At 49.6% G+C, this 21,342-nt stretch carries 15 protein-coding genes; 5 read left to right on the top strand and 10 right to left on the bottom strand.

What is annotated here, in order from left to right; all coding sequences use genetic code 11:
• Nucleotides 1-34: 34 nt before the first annotated feature.
• Nucleotides 35-1,411 carry a Na+/H+ antiporter NhaC family protein gene (locus H142_RS0110540; protein ID WP_017932106.1) on the bottom strand — a complete coding sequence of 459 codons (1,377 nt, stop codon included), beginning with the start codon at nucleotides 1,409-1,411 and terminating at the stop codon, nucleotides 35-37.
• A 142-nt stretch (nucleotides 1,412-1,553) separates the two neighbouring features.
• Here H142_RS0110540 and H142_RS0110535 point away from each other — a divergent pair, with 142 nt between their 5' ends.
• Both H142_RS0110535 and H142_RS0110530 read left to right on the top strand, forming a co-directional pair.
• A complete protein-coding gene (locus tag H142_RS0110535) occupies nucleotides 1,554-3,119 on the top strand; it encodes a sodium:solute symporter (RefSeq protein WP_017932105.1) in 1,566 nt (521 codons plus the stop codon).
• Nucleotides 3,116-4,735 carry a serine hydrolase gene (locus H142_RS0110530; RefSeq protein ID WP_017932104.1) on the top strand — a complete coding sequence of 540 codons (1,620 nt, stop codon included), beginning with the start codon at nucleotides 3,116-3,118 and terminating at the stop codon, nucleotides 4,733-4,735. The genes H142_RS0110535 and H142_RS0110530 overlap by 4 nt, the downstream gene beginning before the upstream one ends.
• On the opposite strand, the gene H142_RS15415 is transcribed toward H142_RS0110530, so the two are convergent.
• Genes H142_RS15415 through H142_RS15410 form a run of 5 tightly spaced genes read right to left on the bottom strand, consistent with a single transcriptional unit; the run spans nucleotide 4,732 to nucleotide 11,103 of the window.
• Nucleotides 4,732-6,285 carry an N-acyl-D-amino-acid deacylase family protein gene (locus H142_RS15415; protein WP_017932103.1) on the bottom strand — a complete coding sequence of 518 codons (1,554 nt, stop codon included), beginning with the start codon at nucleotides 6,283-6,285 and terminating at the stop codon, nucleotides 4,732-4,734. The two genes, H142_RS0110530 and H142_RS15415, sit on opposite strands and share 4 nt — an antisense overlap.
• Nucleotides 6,282-7,688 (bottom strand): C40 family peptidase, encoded by a 1,407-nt coding sequence (locus H142_RS0110520; RefSeq protein WP_156811998.1) that lies wholly within the window; start codon nucleotides 7,686-7,688, stop codon nucleotides 6,282-6,284. Before H142_RS0110520 ends, H142_RS15415 begins: the two co-directional genes overlap by 4 nt.
• 7 nt (nucleotides 7,689-7,695) lie before the next feature.
• Entirely contained in the window at nucleotides 7,696-8,859 is a 1,164-nt protein-coding gene (locus tag H142_RS0110515) for a DUF819 family protein (protein WP_017932101.1), read from the bottom strand.
• The gene (locus H142_RS0110510) at nucleotides 8,856-10,106 is read right to left on the bottom strand and encodes a dipeptidase (protein ID WP_017932100.1); all 1,251 of its coding nucleotides are present in this window, start codon (nucleotides 10,104-10,106) and stop codon (nucleotides 8,856-8,858) included. The genes H142_RS0110515 and H142_RS0110510 overlap by 4 nt, the downstream gene beginning before the upstream one ends.
• Nucleotides 10,107-10,116: 10 nt before the next feature.
• Entirely contained in the window at nucleotides 10,117-11,103 is a 987-nt protein-coding gene (locus H142_RS15410; protein ID WP_233341684.1) for an N-acetylmuramoyl-L-alanine amidase, read from the bottom strand.
• Between the two features lie 286 nt (nucleotides 11,104-11,389).
• Between H142_RS15410 and H142_RS0110500 the strand changes: the two genes are divergently transcribed.
• A complete protein-coding gene (locus H142_RS0110500) occupies nucleotides 11,390-14,374 on the top strand; it encodes a TonB-dependent receptor (protein ID WP_017932098.1) in 2,985 nt (994 codons plus the stop codon).
• Nucleotides 14,375-14,425: 51 nt separating this feature from the next.
• Here the strand turns inward: H142_RS0110500 and H142_RS0110495 are convergent, their stop codons facing one another.
• A complete protein-coding gene (locus H142_RS0110495) occupies nucleotides 14,426-15,289 on the bottom strand; it encodes a BadF/BadG/BcrA/BcrD ATPase family protein (RefSeq protein WP_017932097.1) in 864 nt (287 codons plus the stop codon).
• Between the two features lie 195 nt (nucleotides 15,290-15,484).
• Between H142_RS0110495 and H142_RS0110490 the strand changes: the two genes are divergently transcribed.
• Both H142_RS0110490 and nagA read left to right on the top strand, forming a co-directional pair.
• Nucleotides 15,485-16,525, top strand: a complete 1,041-nt coding sequence (locus tag H142_RS0110490) for an SIS domain-containing protein (RefSeq protein WP_017932096.1) — start codon at nucleotides 15,485-15,487, stop codon at nucleotides 16,523-16,525.
• Nucleotides 16,525-17,670, top strand: a complete 1,146-nt coding sequence (nagA, locus tag H142_RS0110485; protein ID WP_017932095.1) for an N-acetylglucosamine-6-phosphate deacetylase — start codon at nucleotides 16,525-16,527, stop codon at nucleotides 17,668-17,670. The genes H142_RS0110490 and nagA overlap by 1 nt, the downstream gene beginning before the upstream one ends.
• A gap of 4 nt (nucleotides 17,671-17,674) precedes the next feature.
• Here the strand turns inward: nagA and H142_RS0110480 are convergent, their stop codons facing one another.
• The 3 genes from H142_RS0110480 to H142_RS0110470 form a co-directional block, all read right to left on the bottom strand.
• On the bottom strand, nucleotides 17,675-18,409 hold the full coding sequence (locus H142_RS0110480; protein WP_026147969.1) for a GntR family transcriptional regulator: 735 nt from the start codon (nucleotides 18,407-18,409) through the stop codon (nucleotides 17,675-17,677).
• Nucleotides 18,410-18,567: 158 nt separating this feature from the next.
• A complete protein-coding gene (locus H142_RS0110475; RefSeq protein ID WP_033315205.1) occupies nucleotides 18,568-19,458 on the bottom strand; it encodes an N-acetylmuramic acid 6-phosphate etherase in 891 nt (296 codons plus the stop codon).
• 69 nt (nucleotides 19,459-19,527) lie between these two features.
• The gene (locus H142_RS0110470; RefSeq protein WP_233341668.1) at nucleotides 19,528-20,652 is read right to left on the bottom strand and encodes an exo-beta-N-acetylmuramidase NamZ family protein; all 1,125 of its coding nucleotides are present in this window, start codon (nucleotides 20,650-20,652) and stop codon (nucleotides 19,528-19,530) included.
• Between the last annotated feature and the right edge of the window lie 690 nt (nucleotides 20,653-21,342).

The following is a 21,342-nucleotide window of genomic DNA, read 5'->3' as shown; positions in this document are numbered from 1 at the left end:
AGGGAATTAAATTTTATTTTAAATGCCGCCACGTTTAAATCATTATCAAGCTCGCAATAATATAAAATACAATTGTGAGGCCTCCGGCTGTTAAAGCGTATGGCAATTGCGTACGCACATGCTCAAGAAGATCGCTTCCACTCGCGATTGCCGAAACCGCTGTTGTGTCTGAAATCGGGGAGCAGTGATCGCCGAAGACGCCGCCGCCCAAAATAGCCGAAAGCACAAGAGCCGGGGGCAGACCGAGCGTCTGGATTAGCGGGATGCCAATGGGGATAAGAATAGCAAATGTTCCCCATGATGTTCCTGTCGTAAACGACATAAAGCCGCCGGCGACGAATAATAAGGGAACAACCAAAAACAGCGGCAAGAACTCCCCGACCATGCCCGCAATAAATACGCCCGTACCCAGCCCCTTCAAACTCGCCCCCAAAGCAAGCGAAAACAGCACAATCGTGACAAGCGGTAAGAGCTCGCCCATGCCGTCAAACCCAATTTTAACAAGTTTAACGTGGCTGAATTTGCGGCTGGCGAGCATCATCAGATAAGCGGCAAGACAGGCCAGCGCAGTTGCGTATAGGACAGATTTAGATCCACTGCCCGCTGCGATATCACCGCCGCCCGTCCAAAACATAAATGCGACCATCCCAAAGACCATAATGAGAAGCGGAATAAGCATATATCGTGATTTGGTAGGCGGATATTCATGCTCATAATCTTCAAAAGCATCTTCGGCCCCGAGTTCAGACTTTTTCATCGGCCCATATACTTTGGTGCTCATCACGGTGTAAAAGACGATTGCAAGCGTAATGATCGCATAGAAATTAAACGGCACGGTCTGCCAGAGGAGCTGCGCCGCAGATTGCTCTAAGTCATAACCCGACAGTAAGGCCAATATATACGCCCCCCATCCGTTAAGAAGGATCAGAATGCACACCGGCGCACTTGTGCTGTCGATTATATAGGCCAAACGCGCCCGGCTCATCCCGAACTTATCAAATAAGCCCCGCGATAGAATCCCTGCGGTCAAAACGCTGAGATTTGATTCTATAAAGACAACAAGCCCTGTCAGCATTGTCAGCAAACCAACAGAGCGTTTGCCACGGGCAAGGCCGCTGTGGACGAGTTTATCCACCATGGCCGTCACGCCGCCGGACACGCGCATAAATGCAAGCAACGCCCCGATCATCAAACTAAACATCAGGATGCGCGTATTGCCCGCATCGGAGAAGACGTCTGCAATCCGTTCAAGGGAATTTAAAAATCCCGTCAAAGGCAGGTCAATTCCCGGATTTGCGATCATCAATATTTCGGATGTCAAAATGGCAAGAAACAACGCCAAAATGACTTCTTTGCGCCACAACACAAATGCGATCGCAACAAGCGGCGGCAAAATCTTTACCCAGTCCATATGATTTCCCCTTCAGAGTCAAATATGGGTATCATAGGCTCATCGCGAACTATAGACCCATTTATCCAATCTAATAAATTTGTTCGAAAATGATTCACTTCCGTTTTTAAGTGCAGTAGTTAGAATGCTTATAGGAGGCCAAATGGCACAAAGTTTTGTATTTTTGGATTGGTTTGTGACTGCAGCCTATATTGCGCTTTTATTCATAATGGCGTGGGTGTTTTCGAAACGTAAATCTGAAAACTCACGGGAGTATTTTCTCGGTGGCAATACTATGCCCTATTGGGTGGTTGCGATCTCAGTGTTGGCGACTTCGCAATCGGCGGCAACATTTTTGGGCGGCCCTGATCAAGGCTATCGCAGCGATTTTACCTATTTATCGACAAATATAGGCACAATTATAGCGGCTATATTTGTCGCCCGGGTCCTCATCCCAAAATTCTACCAGCACAAAGTCACGACGGTTTATGAGCTGCTCGCGATCCGCTTTAGCGCCAATACAATGAGAGCCGCAGGCGGGATGTATTTAATTGGCCGGGTGTTCGCGAGTGGCTCGCGGCTGTTCCTGGCTGCCATTGCTGTATCCATGATTTTATTTTCCAATATTGATGCTAGCAGCATTGTAATTGCGGCCTTTTTGATGATGGCGCTTGGCTTTCTAATCACATTTCTCGGCGGGATAAATTCAGTTATATGGAGTGACCTGATTCAATTTTTAATTTACACAATCGCCGCGTTAAGCGTTTTATTTATTCTGTGGAATTCTATTCCGGCTGACACTGATGAAATTATGACCGGCCTTAGAAACACACCCGAGGGGATAAACAAACTTCAATTCTTTAATTGGGATATGGATTTCTCAGCGCCGTTCGCAATGATTTCAGTGGTCACAGGACTAACGCTTTTAGGTATTGGCAGTTTTGGCCTTGATCAGGATATGACCCAGCGGGTTTTAACCTGCAAAAATGCAAATGAGGGCGGACGCGCTCTCTTAATTTCCGCCATCGTTGCAATCCCGGTAATTTGGATATTTGTGTCTATCGGAGAGCTTCTATATGTTTTCTACGAGCGGCCTGATCTTATGGGCGCAGATGTCGCCAGTGCCGCCAATAGCGAATTTAACGGTGAGAAAATTACGGTCTTTATGCATTATATATTGCGCGAACTGCCCGCGGGCATACGCGGATTGGTAACAGTGGGGGTTGTCGCGGCGGCGGTCTCAACAATAAATTCCGGCCTGAATTCCATGTCGTCTGTCATTGTCGAGGATTTCTACCGGCCGTGGCGTGAATCACAAGGCCAGCCGACTGACAAACATTTTGTTCGCGCGGGCCAGATCTTCATGGGCGTTGTCGGTATCGCGCTCTTTCTTATGTCGGTCTTGTGTTTTTATTGGCAGCAATATTCTGACACGCCGCTTTTGGATTTTGCCCTGTCCGTTATGGTATTTTCCTATTCGGGACTGCTCGGTGTTTATTTTACCGTCATCTTTACCCGGCGCGGATCTCCGCGCTCTGTCATGCTGGCGCTGGCTGTCGGTTTTCTCGTCACCCTCGTCCAGCAGCCCTATATTGTGGACACGCTTGGACTGCCGGAGAGCTGGAAAGGTCTGGCCTTTTCATGGAAGCTTTGCATCGGCACGGCCATCGCCTTTTTGGTCTGCCTTGCCGGGAATAACAATCAATTGACGAAAAGGAGTGCGGCATGAGACTAAAGATAGCTGTGTTGGCCAGCGGATTATTGATTACGGCGTTTAGCCCGCCAAATTCAGCGCATGCCCAATCGCATTCGAACCCCGCTCCGGCCTTAACTGCCGCTTCGCCTGCCCTCAGTCCCGCGCTCATTGAGAGCACGGCGCAAAATGCCATTGCGGCCTTTGACACCCCCGGCATGGTGGCCGGAATTGTTCACAACGGCCAAGTCATTTATTCCGGCGGTGTTGGGCAACGCGACATTGTCAGCGGCGCGCCGGTCAATGCGCAGACATTGTTTCGAATCGCTTCGACGACGAAAGCCTTCACCTCCGCAGCGCTCGCAATTCTCGTAGATGACGGCGTTCTGGACTGGGACGATAAAGTAATAGATTACCTTCCCGGTTTTCAAATGTCGGACCCGTGGGTCACACAGGAATTTACCATTCGAGATCTTCTCACCCATCGTAGCGGGTTAGGGCTCGGGGCGGGAGATTTGATGCTTTGGCCTGAGCCGTCCGGTTTTTCGAGGGCGGAATTAATCCATAATCTTCGCTACCTTAAGCCCGTCAGCAGTTTTCGCAGCGCATATGCTTATGACAATCTTCTGTATATTGTGGCCGGAGAAGTCGCCGCCGCTGCGGCGGATACGTCTTGGGAAAACCTTGTCCAAACCCGGATCCTCGACCCCCTTGAAATGCAGTGTTATGCGGGAGATGTCCCCCGATCCAAGCGCAACCAAACCGCCATACCTTACGGCTTAATTGATAAAAAAATGACCGAGGTCACACGCAACAGGATCGAGAACGCGTCCAATATTTCGGCGGCGGCAGGCGGACTTGTTTGTAATGTTGACGGGATGAATCGGTGGATGCTGACTCAGCTTGCCGGCGGCGTTGGCCCGAATGGATACCGCATTTTCAGCGAAAAGCAGCGCGATGAAATGTGGACCTCACAAACAATTTTAAGCGTTAGTGATTTAGAGCACAAATTGGACCGAACACATTTTAAAACCTATGCCTTGGGATGGCGCAAAGAAGACATGCACGGATATGAGGTCATTTCCCACACCGGCACTTTGTCAGGGTTCCAAGCCTATGTGACACTTGTGCCCGAGCTTGATCTTGGCGTGATTATTTTAAATAATGGATCGAATTCGGGCGCCCGAAACGCTTTGATGCAAACCGTTGTAAAAATATACATGAATCAGCCCTCAGTGGACTGGGTAAAGTTTAATGTGGATGAGCAGGCGAAGCGGAAAGCGGAGCAAAAAACTCAACACGAAGCCTCTAATGATAATCATCAGGGAACGGGCACGGTTAGCCAGCCGATTGAAAATTATGTGGGCGTCTATGAAGATCCTTGGTTTGGAAAAGTTGACATTATCCAATCGGGCGCGGCGCTGCGCTTTAGCTCACGCGAAATGATAAAAATGGTCGGTACAATGACGCCCTTTGATCTCAACACGTTCAAGGTAATGTGGGATGACCGCGAATTTCGGGCCGATGCTTATATGCAATTTGAAACAGATGGTGACGGCAGGGTCAGCGGCGCCACGATCCGCCATATTGATCCGGATGGCGACTGGAGTTTCGATTTTCAGGATTTAAATTTTACCCGGGTTTCGAATTAATCTCCGCGGGTTTTGCGTAAAACCTTCCCATAGACAGGGCCGCCTGATTTTTGCGCAATATCCGTGACATGGCCGTTGACGATGACCGCGTCAAACCCTGTCGGCTGCGCGCTAATATCTGACCATCCCGTATTGGCTTTTATCGCCACCGGGTCAAAGATCAGAATGTCTGCGGCCAGACCTGCTTTCAATGTTCCCCGCGATTGAATACCGAATGTCTGCGCTGTGAGTCCGGACATTTTATATATGGCCTGTTCAATCGTTATTTGTTTATCGCGGACGACATAGTCTTCAATAATTTTTGGAAAAGATCCAAAGGAGCGCGGATGTCGCATGGTGGGACTCCCATCGGAGGAAATGGACACATCCGGCGCGGTCACAAACACATCCTGCGTCGCCTTGGTCATTATAAAATGCGCCGTTGAGGGGCCACTATGGCCGAACGCAATAATTTGCTGCTCGGGGGAGACACCATTGATCGCGGCAATTTCGCCCAAGGTTTTCCCAGCATAATCTCCGGCGGATATCAGGATGGCGTCCGCTCCGTTGCGGCGTTTGATTTTAGCGCGTAGATACGCCTCAAGCTCCCCGCGTCGATTAAGAACAGCATCATCAAATTCACTCTTGCGTTTGGCCCATTCCGGATAAAGATAAATCAGGCTGCCATAGCTCGCCAGATAAGGATAAACGTCAGCCGTGACAGTCATATCGCGGTTTCGGGCCTCACGGATTTGCTGCATCACCGCCTCGCCTTGTTCTTTGGTTTTTCCATATACCACTTTGATATGCGTGATGTTCACGCGGGCAAAGCGGGCTTGCTGAATAACTTCGGCGACCGATTGCGCAACTTTGTCATCATCTTCATTGCGTATATGGCTGGAGATCAACCCGTCATAACGGCCCACGACTTTAGCCAAACCGTTTAATTCCGCTGCATCCGCATACCGGCCCGGGAGATATTCAAGCCCGGTCGAAAGACCGTAAGCACCCGACATCATAGCCTCCGCCAGCATCTGTTCCATCCGCGCTTGGTCTGCCGGCGTAACCGAATCTTTCTCGCCGCCGCCCCACTGATTACGCAAACTGCCATGTCCCACTAAAGCGGCTACATTCGGACCTGCGCCGTGAGACTCGACTGCGGCGAGCCAATCGGAAAGCGCAATATCGCGCCCGGGACTTGACCCGTCCTGGCCCAAAATAACCGTAGTCACGCCCTGCCTCAGAAAGCTTTTCATGAAGTCGTTATTATTTTGTAATGGCGCGCCGTGAGCATGGGCGTCGATAAAGCCCGGCGTTACGGTTTTACCGGTTGCGTCTATCGTCGACGCGGCGTTTACCACCTGCGCGCTGACGGGCCCGACATACATAATTGTGTCGCCGCGCACCAAAATATCACCCTTGAAAGGCTGCCTACCTGTGCCGTCGACCACTGTACCGCCGTGAATATAGATGTCATAATTTTTGGCGTAATCAGGCCCCTCAGAGGGTGACGCGCAGGCAGTCAACAGACAGATGACAAAACTCATCCAAAACGCGCGCAACAGGGTCATCGTATCGTTTTAACCGCGAGTATCCGGTCGATATAAGACTCATCTGAATTGAACTGCAGGGGGGTTATCGGCGTGACAGAGACGCCGTTCAGCGTCCCTTCATACAGCGATCCGTCAGGGTTTTTATACCGCATTCCGTGCACGTCATGGATCGCAAAGGGCTCGCCGCCGGACTGCCCCAGAACCATGAGGACATGACCGGGAATATAGACTAGATCCCCTACCTTGGCTGTGTTTAAGCGCGTGACTTTACTGGCATGGTCCCCGCCGCGTTCAAACCGGTCATTCACACCAATATTACTGTCCCTTTGATCGCTGGAATTGCGAGGCAATTTAATCCCAAAAGTTTGGTAAATTTCCGAGACAAAGCCCGTACAATCCCTGCCGTTAAACCGGTGTCCCCAGCCATAGCGCTCGCCAAGAAATTTAAACGCCTGACGGATAATATTGGCTTCGGTGTAAGGCAAATATCCCACATGAACATCTTGGTTTCGTTGAATAAGAGCGTGTTTGAATTCGAGCGTGCCATCAGTTTTGCGTATCGGTAACAACACCATGTGACTCAGATACGGATTTTGCCCATATAAATTGGCCTTCAAACTGTCCGGCCGCGATAGAGGCACCTTTACCCCCATATCGAGCTGCAATTCTGAAACCGCAGGAAGCTCGGGATTAAAAACGGTCAGCACCTTGTCGCCCGTTATAATCAGAAAATTATCCGTGTCCCCATAGCTAAAGACTTGGTCGCGCCTGCCCATTGCAATATCTGCCAAGGGAACCCACGCGATATAATTATAGGACTGAATTAATGCCCATTGTCCGTCCGTGCTCTCATGCAGGACCCGCAGGGCATCACCTGGAAATAAAGCGGATTCTTGAAAGCGTTCAATGTCGCGGTCAGTCGCATCATGGCTGAACAACAGGTCAAATGTCGGATAGGTGCGTATCGAAGTGCGCCGCACCGCCAGAGCGTAGCGTACAGGGTTTGTATCGCCAATGGCGTCGAGATTGAGCTGGCTTTCATACCGTGCGAAATCAGCATCGGTCAGCTCTATACCATCTGTATAAATCCGGGGATAGCCGGGCTTCTTACTGATCGAACGCAAATGCTCGGTCAGCTCGGTTTTGGACAGAGTCTGAGGTTCAGACTTAATATCGTAGAGATATTTTTCCGTCTTTGTATTCGCCGCGTTGAAAGCCTTGATTTCGGCCTCGCTCATCAGCGTTTTATCCATACCCGGTGTGATCCAATAGTCCGGCGCTAAATGCTTTTCCGTAACTCCAATCACATCCGATACAAAGGGGTCATCAAATTCAAGCGCGGATGGGGGAGTAACAGTCGAGGCGCAGCCATAGCTTATAGCGGCTGTTATAAATGCGGCGCAAAGTATTCGTAGGGTCATCTTTACCTCATAACATTGAAGATAGGATTTTGCCAACCAGCAGCCCGCCGCCCGTGCCGATGATGTAGCCCAGCATAGCCATCAGAACCCCAATCGGGATGAGCGCGCGTGAATAAGCGGCCGCCAATATGGGCGCAGATGCGACCCCGCCTATATTGGCCAGTGAGGCCACACCGCAGGAGAATAAATCCAGCCGGAAGAGTTTAGCGGCTAAGATCATGATGAAGCCATGAATGCCGAGAATGATAAACCCAGCTGTGATGAAAAGCGGCGCTTGGGTTAGCTCGGCGAAATTAGCCCGCGAGGCGATCAGAGCGACAATTCCGTAAAGCAGGACATTGCCCAGCTCTGCCGACCCCGGCACGCCGCCGAGGCGCGTCATGGCTCCGGCAATGCCCATGGCCGTTACAATCAGAACAGTCCATGTGGTTTTTGAAAAGAAGTCCGATACAGGCAAAAATCCGGCCAAATATTGTGCGAGCGCGGCAGCCGCCAGTCCCGCGCCGATCAGAAAGGCCAGCGATCCCATATCAATTTTACCGTTCGGGTTTTTGGCATTGGCCTCTATTTTGGCACTGATATCATCAATGAGTTGGGTGTTGCTTTTGGTCCAAGCGTTAAACTTCGGGGCGAGCGGCACGAAGGCCAACAGCAACATGACCCAGATGGCGTAATCAATTGAATCCATCAGGAGGGTGTAGCCCATGCTGGAGTCGGGAATGCCGAGCGCGCCCTGAACCGCGACCATATTCCCCGTTCCGCCCATCCAGCTTCCGCTGAGCGCGGAAAAGGTCATCCAGGCCGTATCCGGAAGCCAGGACTTTAAAATCAAAAATGTGATAACGAAGCCTATGCCAATACTGATGCTGGCGGTGACAAAGGCGAGGATCATTTTCGGACCTAAAGCGGCAATCTGCCGAATGTCTCCTTTAAGCAGCAGGAGGAAAATCATGGCAGGCAACAGATTACCCTTGACCGCACTATAGGCTGTGTTGACGCTTTCTGTTTTACTCCACAGCCCGAATGTCGAGAGCAGCATGACGGCGAAATAGAGAATGACAATGCCGGGAAGAATTTTGAAAAGCCGGTATTTTCCTGTGCCTTCAAGGGCTGCAATTATGCCGCTTATAAAAAACAATATGGCGAGATAACTAAAACCGGATGTTATCATGGATTTGCGTAAGCCTGGACGTTCTCAAGAACACGAAGTAAGTTTCCACTCCAGATCTTCTTAATGTCGTCTTCAGAATAGCCGCGCGCGATCAGTGCTTTGGTGACATTGAGTGTTTCCGAAGCGTCCATCCAGCCTTCAATCCGGCCGCCGCCATCAAAATCGGACGCGATCCCGACATGGTCGATACCGATTGTCGCCACGACATAATCAATATGATTTATGAGATCGTTGACATTGGCCGGTGTTGAGAGGGCCTTTGCCGGAGCCATTTTTTTATCAAATGCGTCTTCGGTTTCTGCGTTCATGGCCATGAATGCAAAATCATCTTCGAGACCCATTTCTTTGCGAATTTTAGTCTCAAAGGCCATTTGCTCCGGGGTTTTATCTTTCAGATATGGGCCGTAAGCGACAATATGTATGACGCCGCCATTATTCTTTAGCGCCAATAATTGTTCATCATCCAAATTGCGCAGATTGTTCGATACGCCTGTCACACCGGAATGCGACGCGATGACGGGCACCTTTGAGCGCTCCATTGCTTGGAGGGATGCCGCCTTAGAAGCATGGGATACATCCACAATGATGCCAGCCTCATTTAATGTGGTAACAAGCTCTTCGCCAAGCGGGGATAGACCGCCATGCAGGGCGTCTTTTTCGCCCCGGCTATAGCTCGGATTGGAGCTATCCGCGAACTGGTTATGACCGACATGAGTGATGCCGACATAGCGCACGCCGCGCGCGGCCCATGTCTCCACATCCGCCGTGGAATGACCAAATGGAAAGGCATTTTCGACGCCGATTAAGGCTATACGTTTTCCGGAAGTGTGAATGCGCCGGGCGTCTGCGGCGGTTAAGGCTAGTTCGATCTCGCCGGCATGTTTTTCTGTCAGCCGCGATATGGCGTCAAACCGCGTTTCGGCGACTTGCGATGCCGTGGCAATTCCCGCAGGTGTATCCTCACCTTGAGGTGAAAATACAATCAGAAAGGCGCCATCCATGCCGCCGGCTTGCATTTTCTGTATATTCGCGCGGCTTTCTCCGCTTGACCACGGATCCATATCATCAGCTATGAGATCAAGTTCGAGATCGATATGGCTATCCAGAACAAGGGCTTTATCGTGAATGACAGGCGCGTCATTCACGCTGGGCCGTTCTGTCTCTGTCTTTGTCTCTGTGTCTATCCCGCAGGCCGCGCAGGCCAATCCGGTTAAGGCCACAGCGAGTATTTGCTTAAAAGCCAACATAATGCCGTCCTTAATTATTCTGTGGCGGAAGTCCCAACATCGCCACCGCCTGCGGAATGCCTTGTGGATAGAGCAGAAGCTCTTCAAGCCTCTCCGGTCGGTATTTTTCGATAAGGGCATATAGAATTGCGGTGCTTTCGATTGACGGATCCCCGGTGATTTCTGATGGCCGGAAGTGCAATTGAAAGGCTTGCAAAGCATTTCGGGTTTGCGTGTCATGAAGTCCGGTTACCTCGACCTTATACCCATAGGCGTTTAGCGCCGCTTGAACATTGGATATGGGGACCGGGCTTTCGATAAATCTATTCCAATATTTGACAGCAGTCTCATCATCAAACCATGCCCCATAGCCGAGTTTGTAAAGCCGCTGCCAAGGGAAGCGCGGACCGGGATCGATTTTCCGGTCCGGCGCAATGTCTGAATGCCCAACGATATTGACGGGCGTAATTTGCGGGTTCCGTTTTATAATATTGTCAATAAGGCCCGTTAGAACGAGAAGCTGTGATTCCGGAAAGTCCGGATAGAAACAGAACCGCTTGACGGACCGCACACTCAAAGCTGTATCGCCTTTATCCATGGCCGGAGCATCAGGTTTGACACAATAGGTCTGGTTCACGACTTCAATGCCTATAGAGCTATCATTAAGGGAACTCTTTCCGGCCCAGTAACTGCGACCCGCATGCCAAGCGCGTTTTGATTCATCCACCAATTTATAAACGCGTATTGTATCGTCTGCATAGGTGCTATCGCTAGGATCCGGAACCAGATAGTGCGAGCTCACAGAGTTGGATGAGGGTTTTGTGAGAATGTTGAGAGAGTCCTCAAAATTTGACGACGTGTGGTGAATGACAAGAATACTGATTGAGTCTTTCCGCTCATTGAAGTTTTCGGAAGGTACACTTCGTGTTGTGCTGCAGGCCGCTAAAAAGGGTAGCAAGAGTACTGCAATCCCTATGCGAACCCTACTTACTATAGTGAAAGACCGTAAATACTGCATTTGGCTTGGCATTTTTTCATCTCATAATACGGGCGATCGCCATGCTAATGTGGCAGATATGACTATTCCAACCCTGAATAAGCTCTCGTTACTACGAATTGAGTGCAAATGGAAAGCAGAAATTGGTAGTAGAATGGTATTATATAAATTGGAATAATTAAGGCATATTTACCGTTAAACGATAAGTAATGACGAATTGGTATTTGACTTTCAATTAATTTTGACCTTATCATTCTATTAATTCCGCTTATGGCTGCGGCGTTTGTATTGATAGGGGAGGACAGCAATGTCTAAGAGTTCACGGAAATCACTTCAGTTTTTTTTCAAATATAACCGGCTTCTTACAGGCATGGTTTTTGCCACGACGGTGGGGAGCATGGCCACGACAGCCTATGCGCAGCAGGCCGGTTCAGTTGTCGGCACGGTGACGCAGGCTGACGGCTCTATCGCCTCGGGCGTTACCATTGAAGCCAGTAGCCCGGTCTTGCCGCAGGCCCGGACGACCGTCACAGACGCGAATGGCCGGTATCAATTACCGCTCCTCCCGCCGGGCGAGTACGAAATAACCTTCCGCGATGGCGACGGTAATGTAACGCGCCGCTCCACCATGGTTTTGCTGCAACAGCGCCGGGATATTGATATCACTCTGGGTGGCGGCGACGAAATTATTGTCATTGGCCAGAAAATTGAAATCGATACGGCAAGCGCGTCTCTTAAAAACTCCATTTCCAATCAAATTATTGAAGGTGTGCCTGTCGGTCAGGAATATCGCGATTTGCAAAAGCTGATCCCCGGTGTTCAGTATTCTGAGGATCAGGTCCGCGGGCCAAGCGCAGGCGGTAGCGGGCAGGACAACACTTATCAGTTCGACGGGGTGGATGTGTCCCTGCCTTTATTCGGTAATTTGTCGGCTGAGCCTTCCACCCATGATATTGATCAAGTCTCGGTCGTCAGAGGCGGCGCGACTGCGATTGGCTTTAACCGTTCCGGCGGCTTTACAATCAATACAATCTCTAAGCGCGGTACAAACGAATTCACTGGCGAGATCCAATATAAAATTCAGACCTCTGGAATGACCGCCGATCGTGACAACCAGACACTTACTAGCTTTGACGAGGATCGTAGCTGGCTTACAGCAAATATTGGCGGTCCAGTCATCAGAGATCGCCTCTACTTCTACGGGTCTTATTATCGTCCGGAAGTGACACGTGAAAACGGTACGAACGCGCTCGGAAATGTTCCGGATTACGAAAGTACGCGCGATGAGTATTTTGGTAAGCTGACATTCTCTCCAGCATCAAACCTCACATTTGATGCGAGCTACCGGACATCTGATCGTGAGGTTACGAACGCCAGTATTGGGGCATTGGATCGCGTATCTACATCTGAGGGAAGTGATGCCCAGCAGGATATTGCCATTATCGAAGGATCCTGGATTATTGATGATGTCAGCAATGCGAGCTTTAAATTCACGGATTTTGATCTACAGACATCAAGCCGCCCTGACACTATAATTGGCTTTACGCCGACAACAGGGCAAAGTCTTGACGTTTTAGGTCTTGATACTCAGGGCTTTTTCCGTGTGCCGACATTGCGGACGGGGACGACCCCTGATGATTTAGCCTTTAACGCTGCTGCCGCTCCGGTAATTGCACTCTACGGTCAAGAAGGCATCGGTATTGGTGCCGGTACAACAATCAATGAGCAAGATTTCTACCGGACAAGTTTTGAAGCCAATTATAACCGGGTGTTTACACTTGGGGCGGCAAGCCACGAAATCCACTTGGGGTATCAGTTCATGGAAATCGAAGAAGTCCTATCACGGTCTTCTAATGGTTTCGGATCGATCGACTTCATCGGTGGGGTTGCAACGGATCCGACTTCAGGCACGCCAATCCATTACCGTGCAACCTTCACTCAACCGGTTGCAGCTGGGGTCGGGCAAGTGCTGCGCTCGTCTTCTGAGCTCCAAAGTTTTGAGATCAACGACACTATAGAGACGGGTCCTTGGACATTCAATGTTGGTATTTTGTTTAGCAATGATACCCTGTTCGGCCAGGGCTTAAGAGAAGACTCATCTACCCTTTCCGGTTATGCCCTTTCACCGGGCACGAAATATAAAATGTATGAAACCGAATGGAGTAAGATGATCCAACCGCGTTTGGGCGTGAATTATGAGTATAATGACACGACTGAACTTTACGCCAATTATGCGCGTTATAATCCGTCCGCATCCTCTCTAGCTCGCGCGGCATCTTGGGATCGGAATATTCTGGGTCGTCGTACAGAATGGGATTTTGACATTAATGGTAATTTCATCGCGGATAACCCAATCGGAAGTTCATCAGGTAAGCTATTCGTACCAGATATGGATCCGCGCTTTGTGGATGAGTATCTCTTGGGTGCGAACAAACAGGTTTCTGATGAGCTGGGCGTCCGTGTCCACTATCGCTATCGCGAAGCTGGTAACTTCTGGGAAGATACACCAAACAATGCCCGTCTATATCAAGACAATGCGCTGGGCAATGGTGGCGCGCCGGCCGATATTCAGGCCTTGGGTCTCTACATTCCAGACCTGGATGCGCAACGCGCGCAAATAGGTAGCGGCTCGTCTTATGTCGTTGCGACGTTGGATAACGCTTACACGGAGTATAACGAGCTGGGCTTTGAGGCCGATTACCGTACAGATAACTTCCTTATCACCGGGTCTTATGTGTGGTCACAATATCGCGGTAACTTTGACCAAGACAACACAACGGGCAATAATGACCAAAACATCTTTATTGGGTCATCCAATATTGCCGATGGTGCCGGACGTCAGGTTTGGGATATGAAAGACGGCACGCTGTCTGGAGACCGACCGCATCAGTTCAAAGTATACGGCGTTTATGAGCTCCCTTGGGATGCTCAAATCGGTGGATTTGCGATTTATCAGTCCGGTAAGCCTTGGGAAACATGGGACTTTAACCCCTACCTCGGCGTAATACGGCCTGGATCTTCAAACAATTCAAGCAGAAGCACAACGATCCGGTTTGCCGAGCCTGCTGGTTCCAACCGCAGTGATGCCCATTATCAACTGGATATGAACTATACGCAGAACTTCGAAGTGTTGAATGGATATAATGTTCAATTCCGTGCTGACTTGTTCAACGTCTTTAACAAGCAGACCGGATATAACATTCAGCCGCGGTTCAATTCCTCGCTATACGGGCAGCCGCTTAGCGCCTTTAATCCGCGTCGTTTGCGGCTTGCAGTCAAGGCTTCTTTCTAGTTTAAAAATGAAATTTTTCAAAACCGGCCCTCGGGGCCGGTTTTTTTTTACCTAATCTATATTAGATTGCCGGGCCAGCCACAGCGCCCCGTCTAAGGCATCGCCCTGAGGCTGGGTAAGTTTCAAACGAATATCGGGTGACATCCACGGCTCAATTCGTGAGGCTAGCCCGCCGAGAAGGGCAACTCTTGGGACGCCCAAACCAAATAAGCCGCGCACAATTATTTCGATATGCCACGCCGCATGGCTTGTAATCAAACGGCCGTGATAATCGCCGGACTCTGCGGCATCCACAACATCCGGTGCCATTGTGGCATATTCTGTAGCTGTGGCTTGATCCATCCAGCTGACAATTGCATGTGTATCACGATCGAATTTATCGAAAATCTTTTGGGTCAGATCGGAATGTTCAAGACGGCCATCTGAGGCGCGCAGCGTTATGCGAACCGCTTGGAGTCCGATATATGCTCCGCTGCCTTCATCTGATATGGGAAAGCCATATCCTCCGGCGCGTATGTCTTTGCCGTCCAAACGTGCAATACCAATGCTACCGGTTCCGATAATAACGATCCCGCCGTCTTCGCCGGAATGAGCTCCAATATTTGCAATTTTGGCATCATTGACGATGGTTGTTTTATGAAAGGGAAAGGGCTGCGCATGCAATTGTTCTAAAGCGCCAATCCGCCCGATACCCGCCACGCCAAATCCGGCCCGAATTGAAGCAATATCTTTTGTTGAGAGCCCCGCGGCCTTAATAGCCTGCGTGTAAGCCGCTGATATCGACGCAAAAACCAACGGAACACCAAGCCGGGCATTTCCGGGACCTGACAGACCTTCACCAATTATCTCGCCGGATTCATTAATCAGGCGCGCCCTGGTTTTTGTACCGCCCGCATCAATTCCTAAATAATACATCACCCGACCCCGCCGCTAAATATGCCCGATTCGTATCCCGCAGTCGTAGTATTAAGCCTGCACTGGTATTAAGATACACAGCCAATCGCTGAACGTAAATAATTGAATTACAAAGACTTGCCAATAGTGGTATTATATTGGTATTACTATTACTATTACTATTACTATTAGTAGTCGTGATGAGAAGGCGAGGTCATGTCGAATAAGCCCGAGCATAAAAGCAAAATGTTCAAAGAGGCCGGTGAAGCTCACATGAGGGTTCGAGATCAACTGATGCTCAATAAACCCGATATGTCCCGCCTTGCCTCGCAGTTACAGCGCAGCCCTCCGCAATTTGTGATGACCTGCGGACGGGGGAGTTCATCCCATGCCGGGGTATATGCGCGCTATCTGATTGAAACCCAATTAGGAATCCCCGTTCTTCCTGCGGCGCCGTCATTAAATTCTGTTTATGCCGTCAAACAGAAGCTGGACGGCGTTTTATTTTTAGCTATTTCACAATCAGGCGAAAGCCCGGATATTTTAGCCTCCGCACAAGCCGCAAAGTCCGGCGGCGCATATGTTGTCGCTATCGTGAATAACGAAGCATCACCATTGGCCGCCCTGTCCCATATGGTCATCCCTATCCATGCTGGAGAAGAGAAGAGCGTGGCCGCCACGAAGACCTTTATTTGCACGCTCTCTGCCATAGCGGACCTAGTTGCCCGGTGGGGGAAAATTTCGAAATTGAGCGAAGGACTTAATTCTTTGCCGGTTAAACTGAAGAAAGCGTTTCAAATAAATTGGGACACAACCGTGAATGATCTGGAAAATACCCAGTCCTTATTTGTTATAAGTCGTGGATTTGGACTGGGCATCGCCAAAGAGGCTGCGCTCAAATTTAAAGAAACATGCGGCATACATGCCGAAGCCTTTAGCGCGGCCGAGATAAAACACGGGCCTATGGCGCTTGTTAATAAGGGGTTTCCGGTCATGATCTTCTCTACGTCCGATAATTCACAGTCCAGCATAGATGATGTTGCCCAGCTATTCATCTCCCGCGAGTCGCATATATTTGCGACGGGCCGGAGTTATAACGGTAGCGTAAGGCTCCCGACCGTTGAAAGCGCTCTGCCCGAACTCTTACCGATTATTTCGATTCAGACTTTTTATCGCTTCATAAATGCATTGTCTTTCCGCCGGGGATTAGACCCGGATATGCCTGAATATCTCAGCAAAATTACTAAGACAGTCTGATGAATAAGGCGCTCATAAATGCAAATGTCTTAACGCCGGAGGGGTTTAAAGACCAACAGAGTGTCTTGTTTGATCAGGGCCGTATAACGCGCATATGTGATGATGCCCAATGTCCAAAAACCGCGACTATCGAACGCAACCTTGAAGGCTTAATGTTGCTCCCCGGATTTATTGACGTGCAGGTCAATGGAGGCGGGGGCATTCTATTTAATGATAATCCCGGCATTGACAGCATTAAAACTATTGGCAACGCCCACCGCGCTTTCGGAACCACCGGCTTTTTGCCGACACTTATCAGCGACAACCCGAATGTCATGTCGGCCGCAATTGCTGCCGTCGACGACGCTATCGCGCAAGGCGTCCCCGGGGTTCTCGGAATTCATCTTGAAGGCCCGTTTTTAAATGAGAAACGCCGGGGCGTTCATGATGCGTCAAAATTCAGGAAAATTGGCGAGGAGCAAGTCCGGCTTCTGTCCAGCTTGAAGCGCGGCAAAACCTTAGTCACATTGGCACCCGAAATGACAACTCCTGAAATCATTAAAGCGCTTCGGGATAAGGGCGTGATCGTTTCGGCAGGCCACACAGAGGCCAGTTACGCGGAGACACTGACCGCGCTTGACGCAGGACTGACCGGGTTCACGCATTTATTTAATGCTATGACGCCGCTGGAAAGTCGGCACCCGGGCGTTATTGCGGCTGCGCTTGAGGACCCGCGTGCCTGGTGCAGCATCATCGCGGACGGGCACCATGTCCATCCCGCCGTGTTACGGCTGGCTTTGCGCGCAAAGATTGGAGATCAGGTTTTCCTTGTGACGGATGCCATGCCAAGCGTCGGCGCTGAAGACAAACAATTTTCACTTGGAAACATTAAAATCACGGTTGCGGATGGCAAATGCTTAACGCAGGCGGGTACCCTCGCGGGTTCGGATTTGGATATGATCCGCGCGGTTCGATATGCGCGGGACATGTTGGGTGTTTCGTTTCAGCAGGCTGTGCGCATGGCCAGTACACTTCCAGCCCAATTTCTAGGTCTTGGCCACCAAGTTGGTGAAATTAAAGTTGGTCAACAGGCCGACTTTATTGTCGTAAATGAAAAGTTGGAGATTAAGGAGAGCTGGATAAATGGGCGATCCCATACAGTCTAATTCTCTAGCTCAGTTGATTGGTTTCAAGGTTCATTAAAATATCATAGCGATCCCCTCTATAAGCCGACCGGGTGAGCTCAACCGGGGTATCGTCCTGCAAAAAAGACCTGCGTTCGATCCGAAGAACTTCGCTAAATTCTTCCACAGACAGGAGCGCCGCTTCGGTTGGTGAGGCCAATGAAGCCCTGACCTTTTGCGTGCCTTTAACCGGGCGGTTTCCTTTGATCTCCAACGCTTGATAAAGCGATTCTTTTATATCTTCGATATCCGGCAAAAGACGGGCCGCAATCACCGCGTGTTCAATCGCGACCGGTTGATTTTCAAACTGACGCACGCGGCCAAGGCGGACAACTTTATCTTTTACTGATATTTGTAATATCGCAGCTTCTTCTGTTGTCGGGGTACCATAAGCCTTAACAATCCATATTGCTTGAGGATTGTGGCCTTTAATATGGGCATTTCCGGTAAACCCTTTAAGGCTTGATCCAAGGTGCTCAATTCGCGGCAGCACAAAAGTCCCCGCTCCATGTTTGCGTTCAACAACCCTATCGGCAACTAAAACGTCTAACGCTTTTCGAATTGTAACACGCGACACCCCTGTTTTCTGGCATAATTCTCTCTCTGAGGGCAGGGCCTCGCCCGCGTCAATATCACTATTATTTATGAAAGCGCGTATGTTTTTGGCGATTTGTATATAGTGTGGAGTCGCCATGGATTTGTCAGGGCTGATATTGATCATATTCATCAAGACATACCCTTTCAAGTTTTCTTCGACCTGCTTCAAATTTTTCTAGAACTCTAACCCATACATCCCCACTTAAGGTGGGCTATGCAAAGACAGGCCTAGTCCGCGACGATATTAGCAAAAATATTTCGCAGCCTTAAAGGTCTGAAAAATCAGGAATCGCGGTTTTGAAGATGCGCCAAACCTTGACGTAAGTTTCCACCGACCTTCTGCAATATTGCCTCGCTATCATAAACATTGGCACCCGTACAAACAAGGACAGCTTTCTTGATGTTATTATGTGTATCCCTTAACGCTGAGCGTGCCAAGTCGGGCGAGCATTGCGCAATTTGGCTAACAATATTTGCCGCCCGTATCTCAAGTTTTGCATTGGATACAATCATGTCCACCATAAGCCCGTCATGAACACGGCCAAGCCGGGTCATAATTGCTGTGGACAGCATATTCAGAATGACTTTCTGAGCCGTCCCCGCCTTCATCCGCGTTGACCCGGCAATAATTTCACTGCCGGTCTCGGCGAGGATTGAATAATTTGCTTCGGCCAAAATAGGCGTTCCTGAATTATTGGCCACACCGATAGTCATCGCTCCGCGCGCCTTAGCCTCTTTCAACGCGCCTAATGTGAAAGGCGTCCGGCCACTTGCGGACACGCAAATGACAACATCCTCGGATCCTGCGTTAATGTTTTGCAGCGCGGACTGACCGTCTTCGGCTATATCTTCCGCGCCTTCTTGGCTCCGCATTAAGGCTTCTTTGCCGCCCGCCATGCAAAATTCGGTGCGATCATGAGGCCACCCAAATGTCGGCCCTAATTCAGACCCATCCAGCACCGCTAAGCGACCCGAAGTCCCGGCGCCAACATAGATCAGTCTGCCGCTTTCTCCAAGTTTTCGGGCTGCGGCTTCAGCCGCTTCAGCAATTTTATCGAGCGCGGGAGATACAGCTTTAATCGCCTCTATTTGGCCATCATACATAGCATCAACAATATCCCGAACCGGCCATATATCGAGGTTCGTATATTTACGGCTAATCTCTTCCGTCATCCCGGTTTCCAACGTTCTTTATAGACGGATAGACTAAACTTGCCTGTGTATGAGTCAATGCTTGGAAGGTCACTTGTAAAGGAGATATTTCTCTCTAACTGTCCGAAACTCTTCAAGATCAGCCTGCCAAGTTTCCTTAATTTCAGCGCTTGTCATACCGTTTTTTATCTGCGCCATTAATGTATCATTGCCCGCCAATTTGTTAAAAAAATTATTGGCTAAAAAGAAGCTGTCTTTGTCGGGAAGGGCCTTATAAAATTCTATAATCCAGTCCAGTGTGAGTTGGGCCGTAGCGCGCGCTTCTCCTGTGTCCCGCAGATCAATGCCGCGGCAAATTTGGCCGTCCAGTTTTGGCCTCATCGCCCCTTGAACCGGACGCGGCGTAAAAGCAAAATGTCCCTGCTCATTCTGAGGGTGGCCAATAACCTGGAAGGGAAACTCCGTTCCCCGGCCTATGCTCACGACTGTGCCCTCAAAGAGCGCTAATGATGGATAGAGGTAAATTGATGTCATATTAGGGAGATTGGGCGACGGCTTCACAGGCAAAGCATATTTCACATCATGCGAATATCCCTCTAATGTCACGACCGTCAGATCGCAGTGCACTGCGTCTTTCATCCATCCCTCGCCATTTATCATTTTGGCGTATTCCCCTATTGTCATGCCGTAGACCAAGGGTACAGGGTGAAGCCCGATAAAGGATGAATATTCAGGCTTCAACACTGGGCCGTCGATATAAAATCCGTTGGGATTGGGCCGGTCGAGCAAGACTAGAGGAACATCATTTTCCGCGCATGATTCCATAACATAATGCAGCGTACTCAAATAGGTGTAAAACCGGACGCCGACATCCTGAATGTCAAAAACCATAACGTCCACGTCGCTCAGTAATGCTGATGATGGCTTTTTCTGGCTCCCATAAAGCGACAATATCGGTAATCCTGTAGTGGCATCCTGTTCGGTCTCCACCCGTTGCCCCGCATCCGCTTGACCGCGAAACCCATGTTCAGGGGCAAATATCTTCTGAACCCGGATATTGTGCTTCAAAAGCACATCAACTAAATGCGTGTCGCCTATGACAGATGTCGAATTGGCAATAACAGCAACAGATTTATCTTCAAGCAAGGGAAGATAGGCCTCAAAGCGTTCGGCCCCGACTTTAACATTCGGCATATGCATTTGGGTCTCGCGCATAGCGCTTATATCTTTTTGAACCGGGCTATAGCTGGAGCAAGCCGTGTAAAAAAGACATAACATCAAGAGGAGAATAAGCTTTACAAAATTCATCATTTTCTCATCACAGAGACGCCTCAACTCTACAAGTTAGAATCTACGCATGTACCAATTGAGGGGTCACATTTCAATTATAAAACGAATAATACGCCCGTACGCGGCGACGATAGAGCCGTGCAAGGTTACCGGATTACCGAGCGTATTTCGAGGGCTGATCTATCGCGGTATATCTTGCGCAGCGGTGATGTGATCACTGCTGTTATAAGTGAAGATATTACGCAAGGCCGACTTGAATTCAGGCTATTATTCAATGACGCTAAACGCGCAGGACGGGTGAGATTTACCGTGATACGTGAAGGCTTAGAGTATACTCAAACTGTGATTGTGAATAACGAGTGAGGCCAATTTTGAACAACATAGCGGTCTCCCTAGAAACGCAGCGTCGAATGTTATCAGGCAAATCAAATAAGCGGCGCGCATTGGAGCAAAAGCTCTATAATGTGCGGAAAGGGCTTTGTGAGGTCCTGATAACGTTGAAGTCGGTCACCTGACCCACTTCGCTTTATCTTGCTACAATGCTATTCTATCCTTTTTTCGTTAATTCCATTTCACATAGTCTAGATTTTCATATGGATTTGTCATCCAATATAA

The sequence above is a fragment of the Robiginitomaculum antarcticum DSM 21748 genome (assembly GCF_000365025.1).
GTDB lineage: Bacteria > Pseudomonadota > Alphaproteobacteria > Caulobacterales > Maricaulaceae > Robiginitomaculum > Robiginitomaculum antarcticum.
Note: the sequence above shows the minus strand (reverse complement) of the source record. Positions and strands in the feature narration are given on the sequence as shown.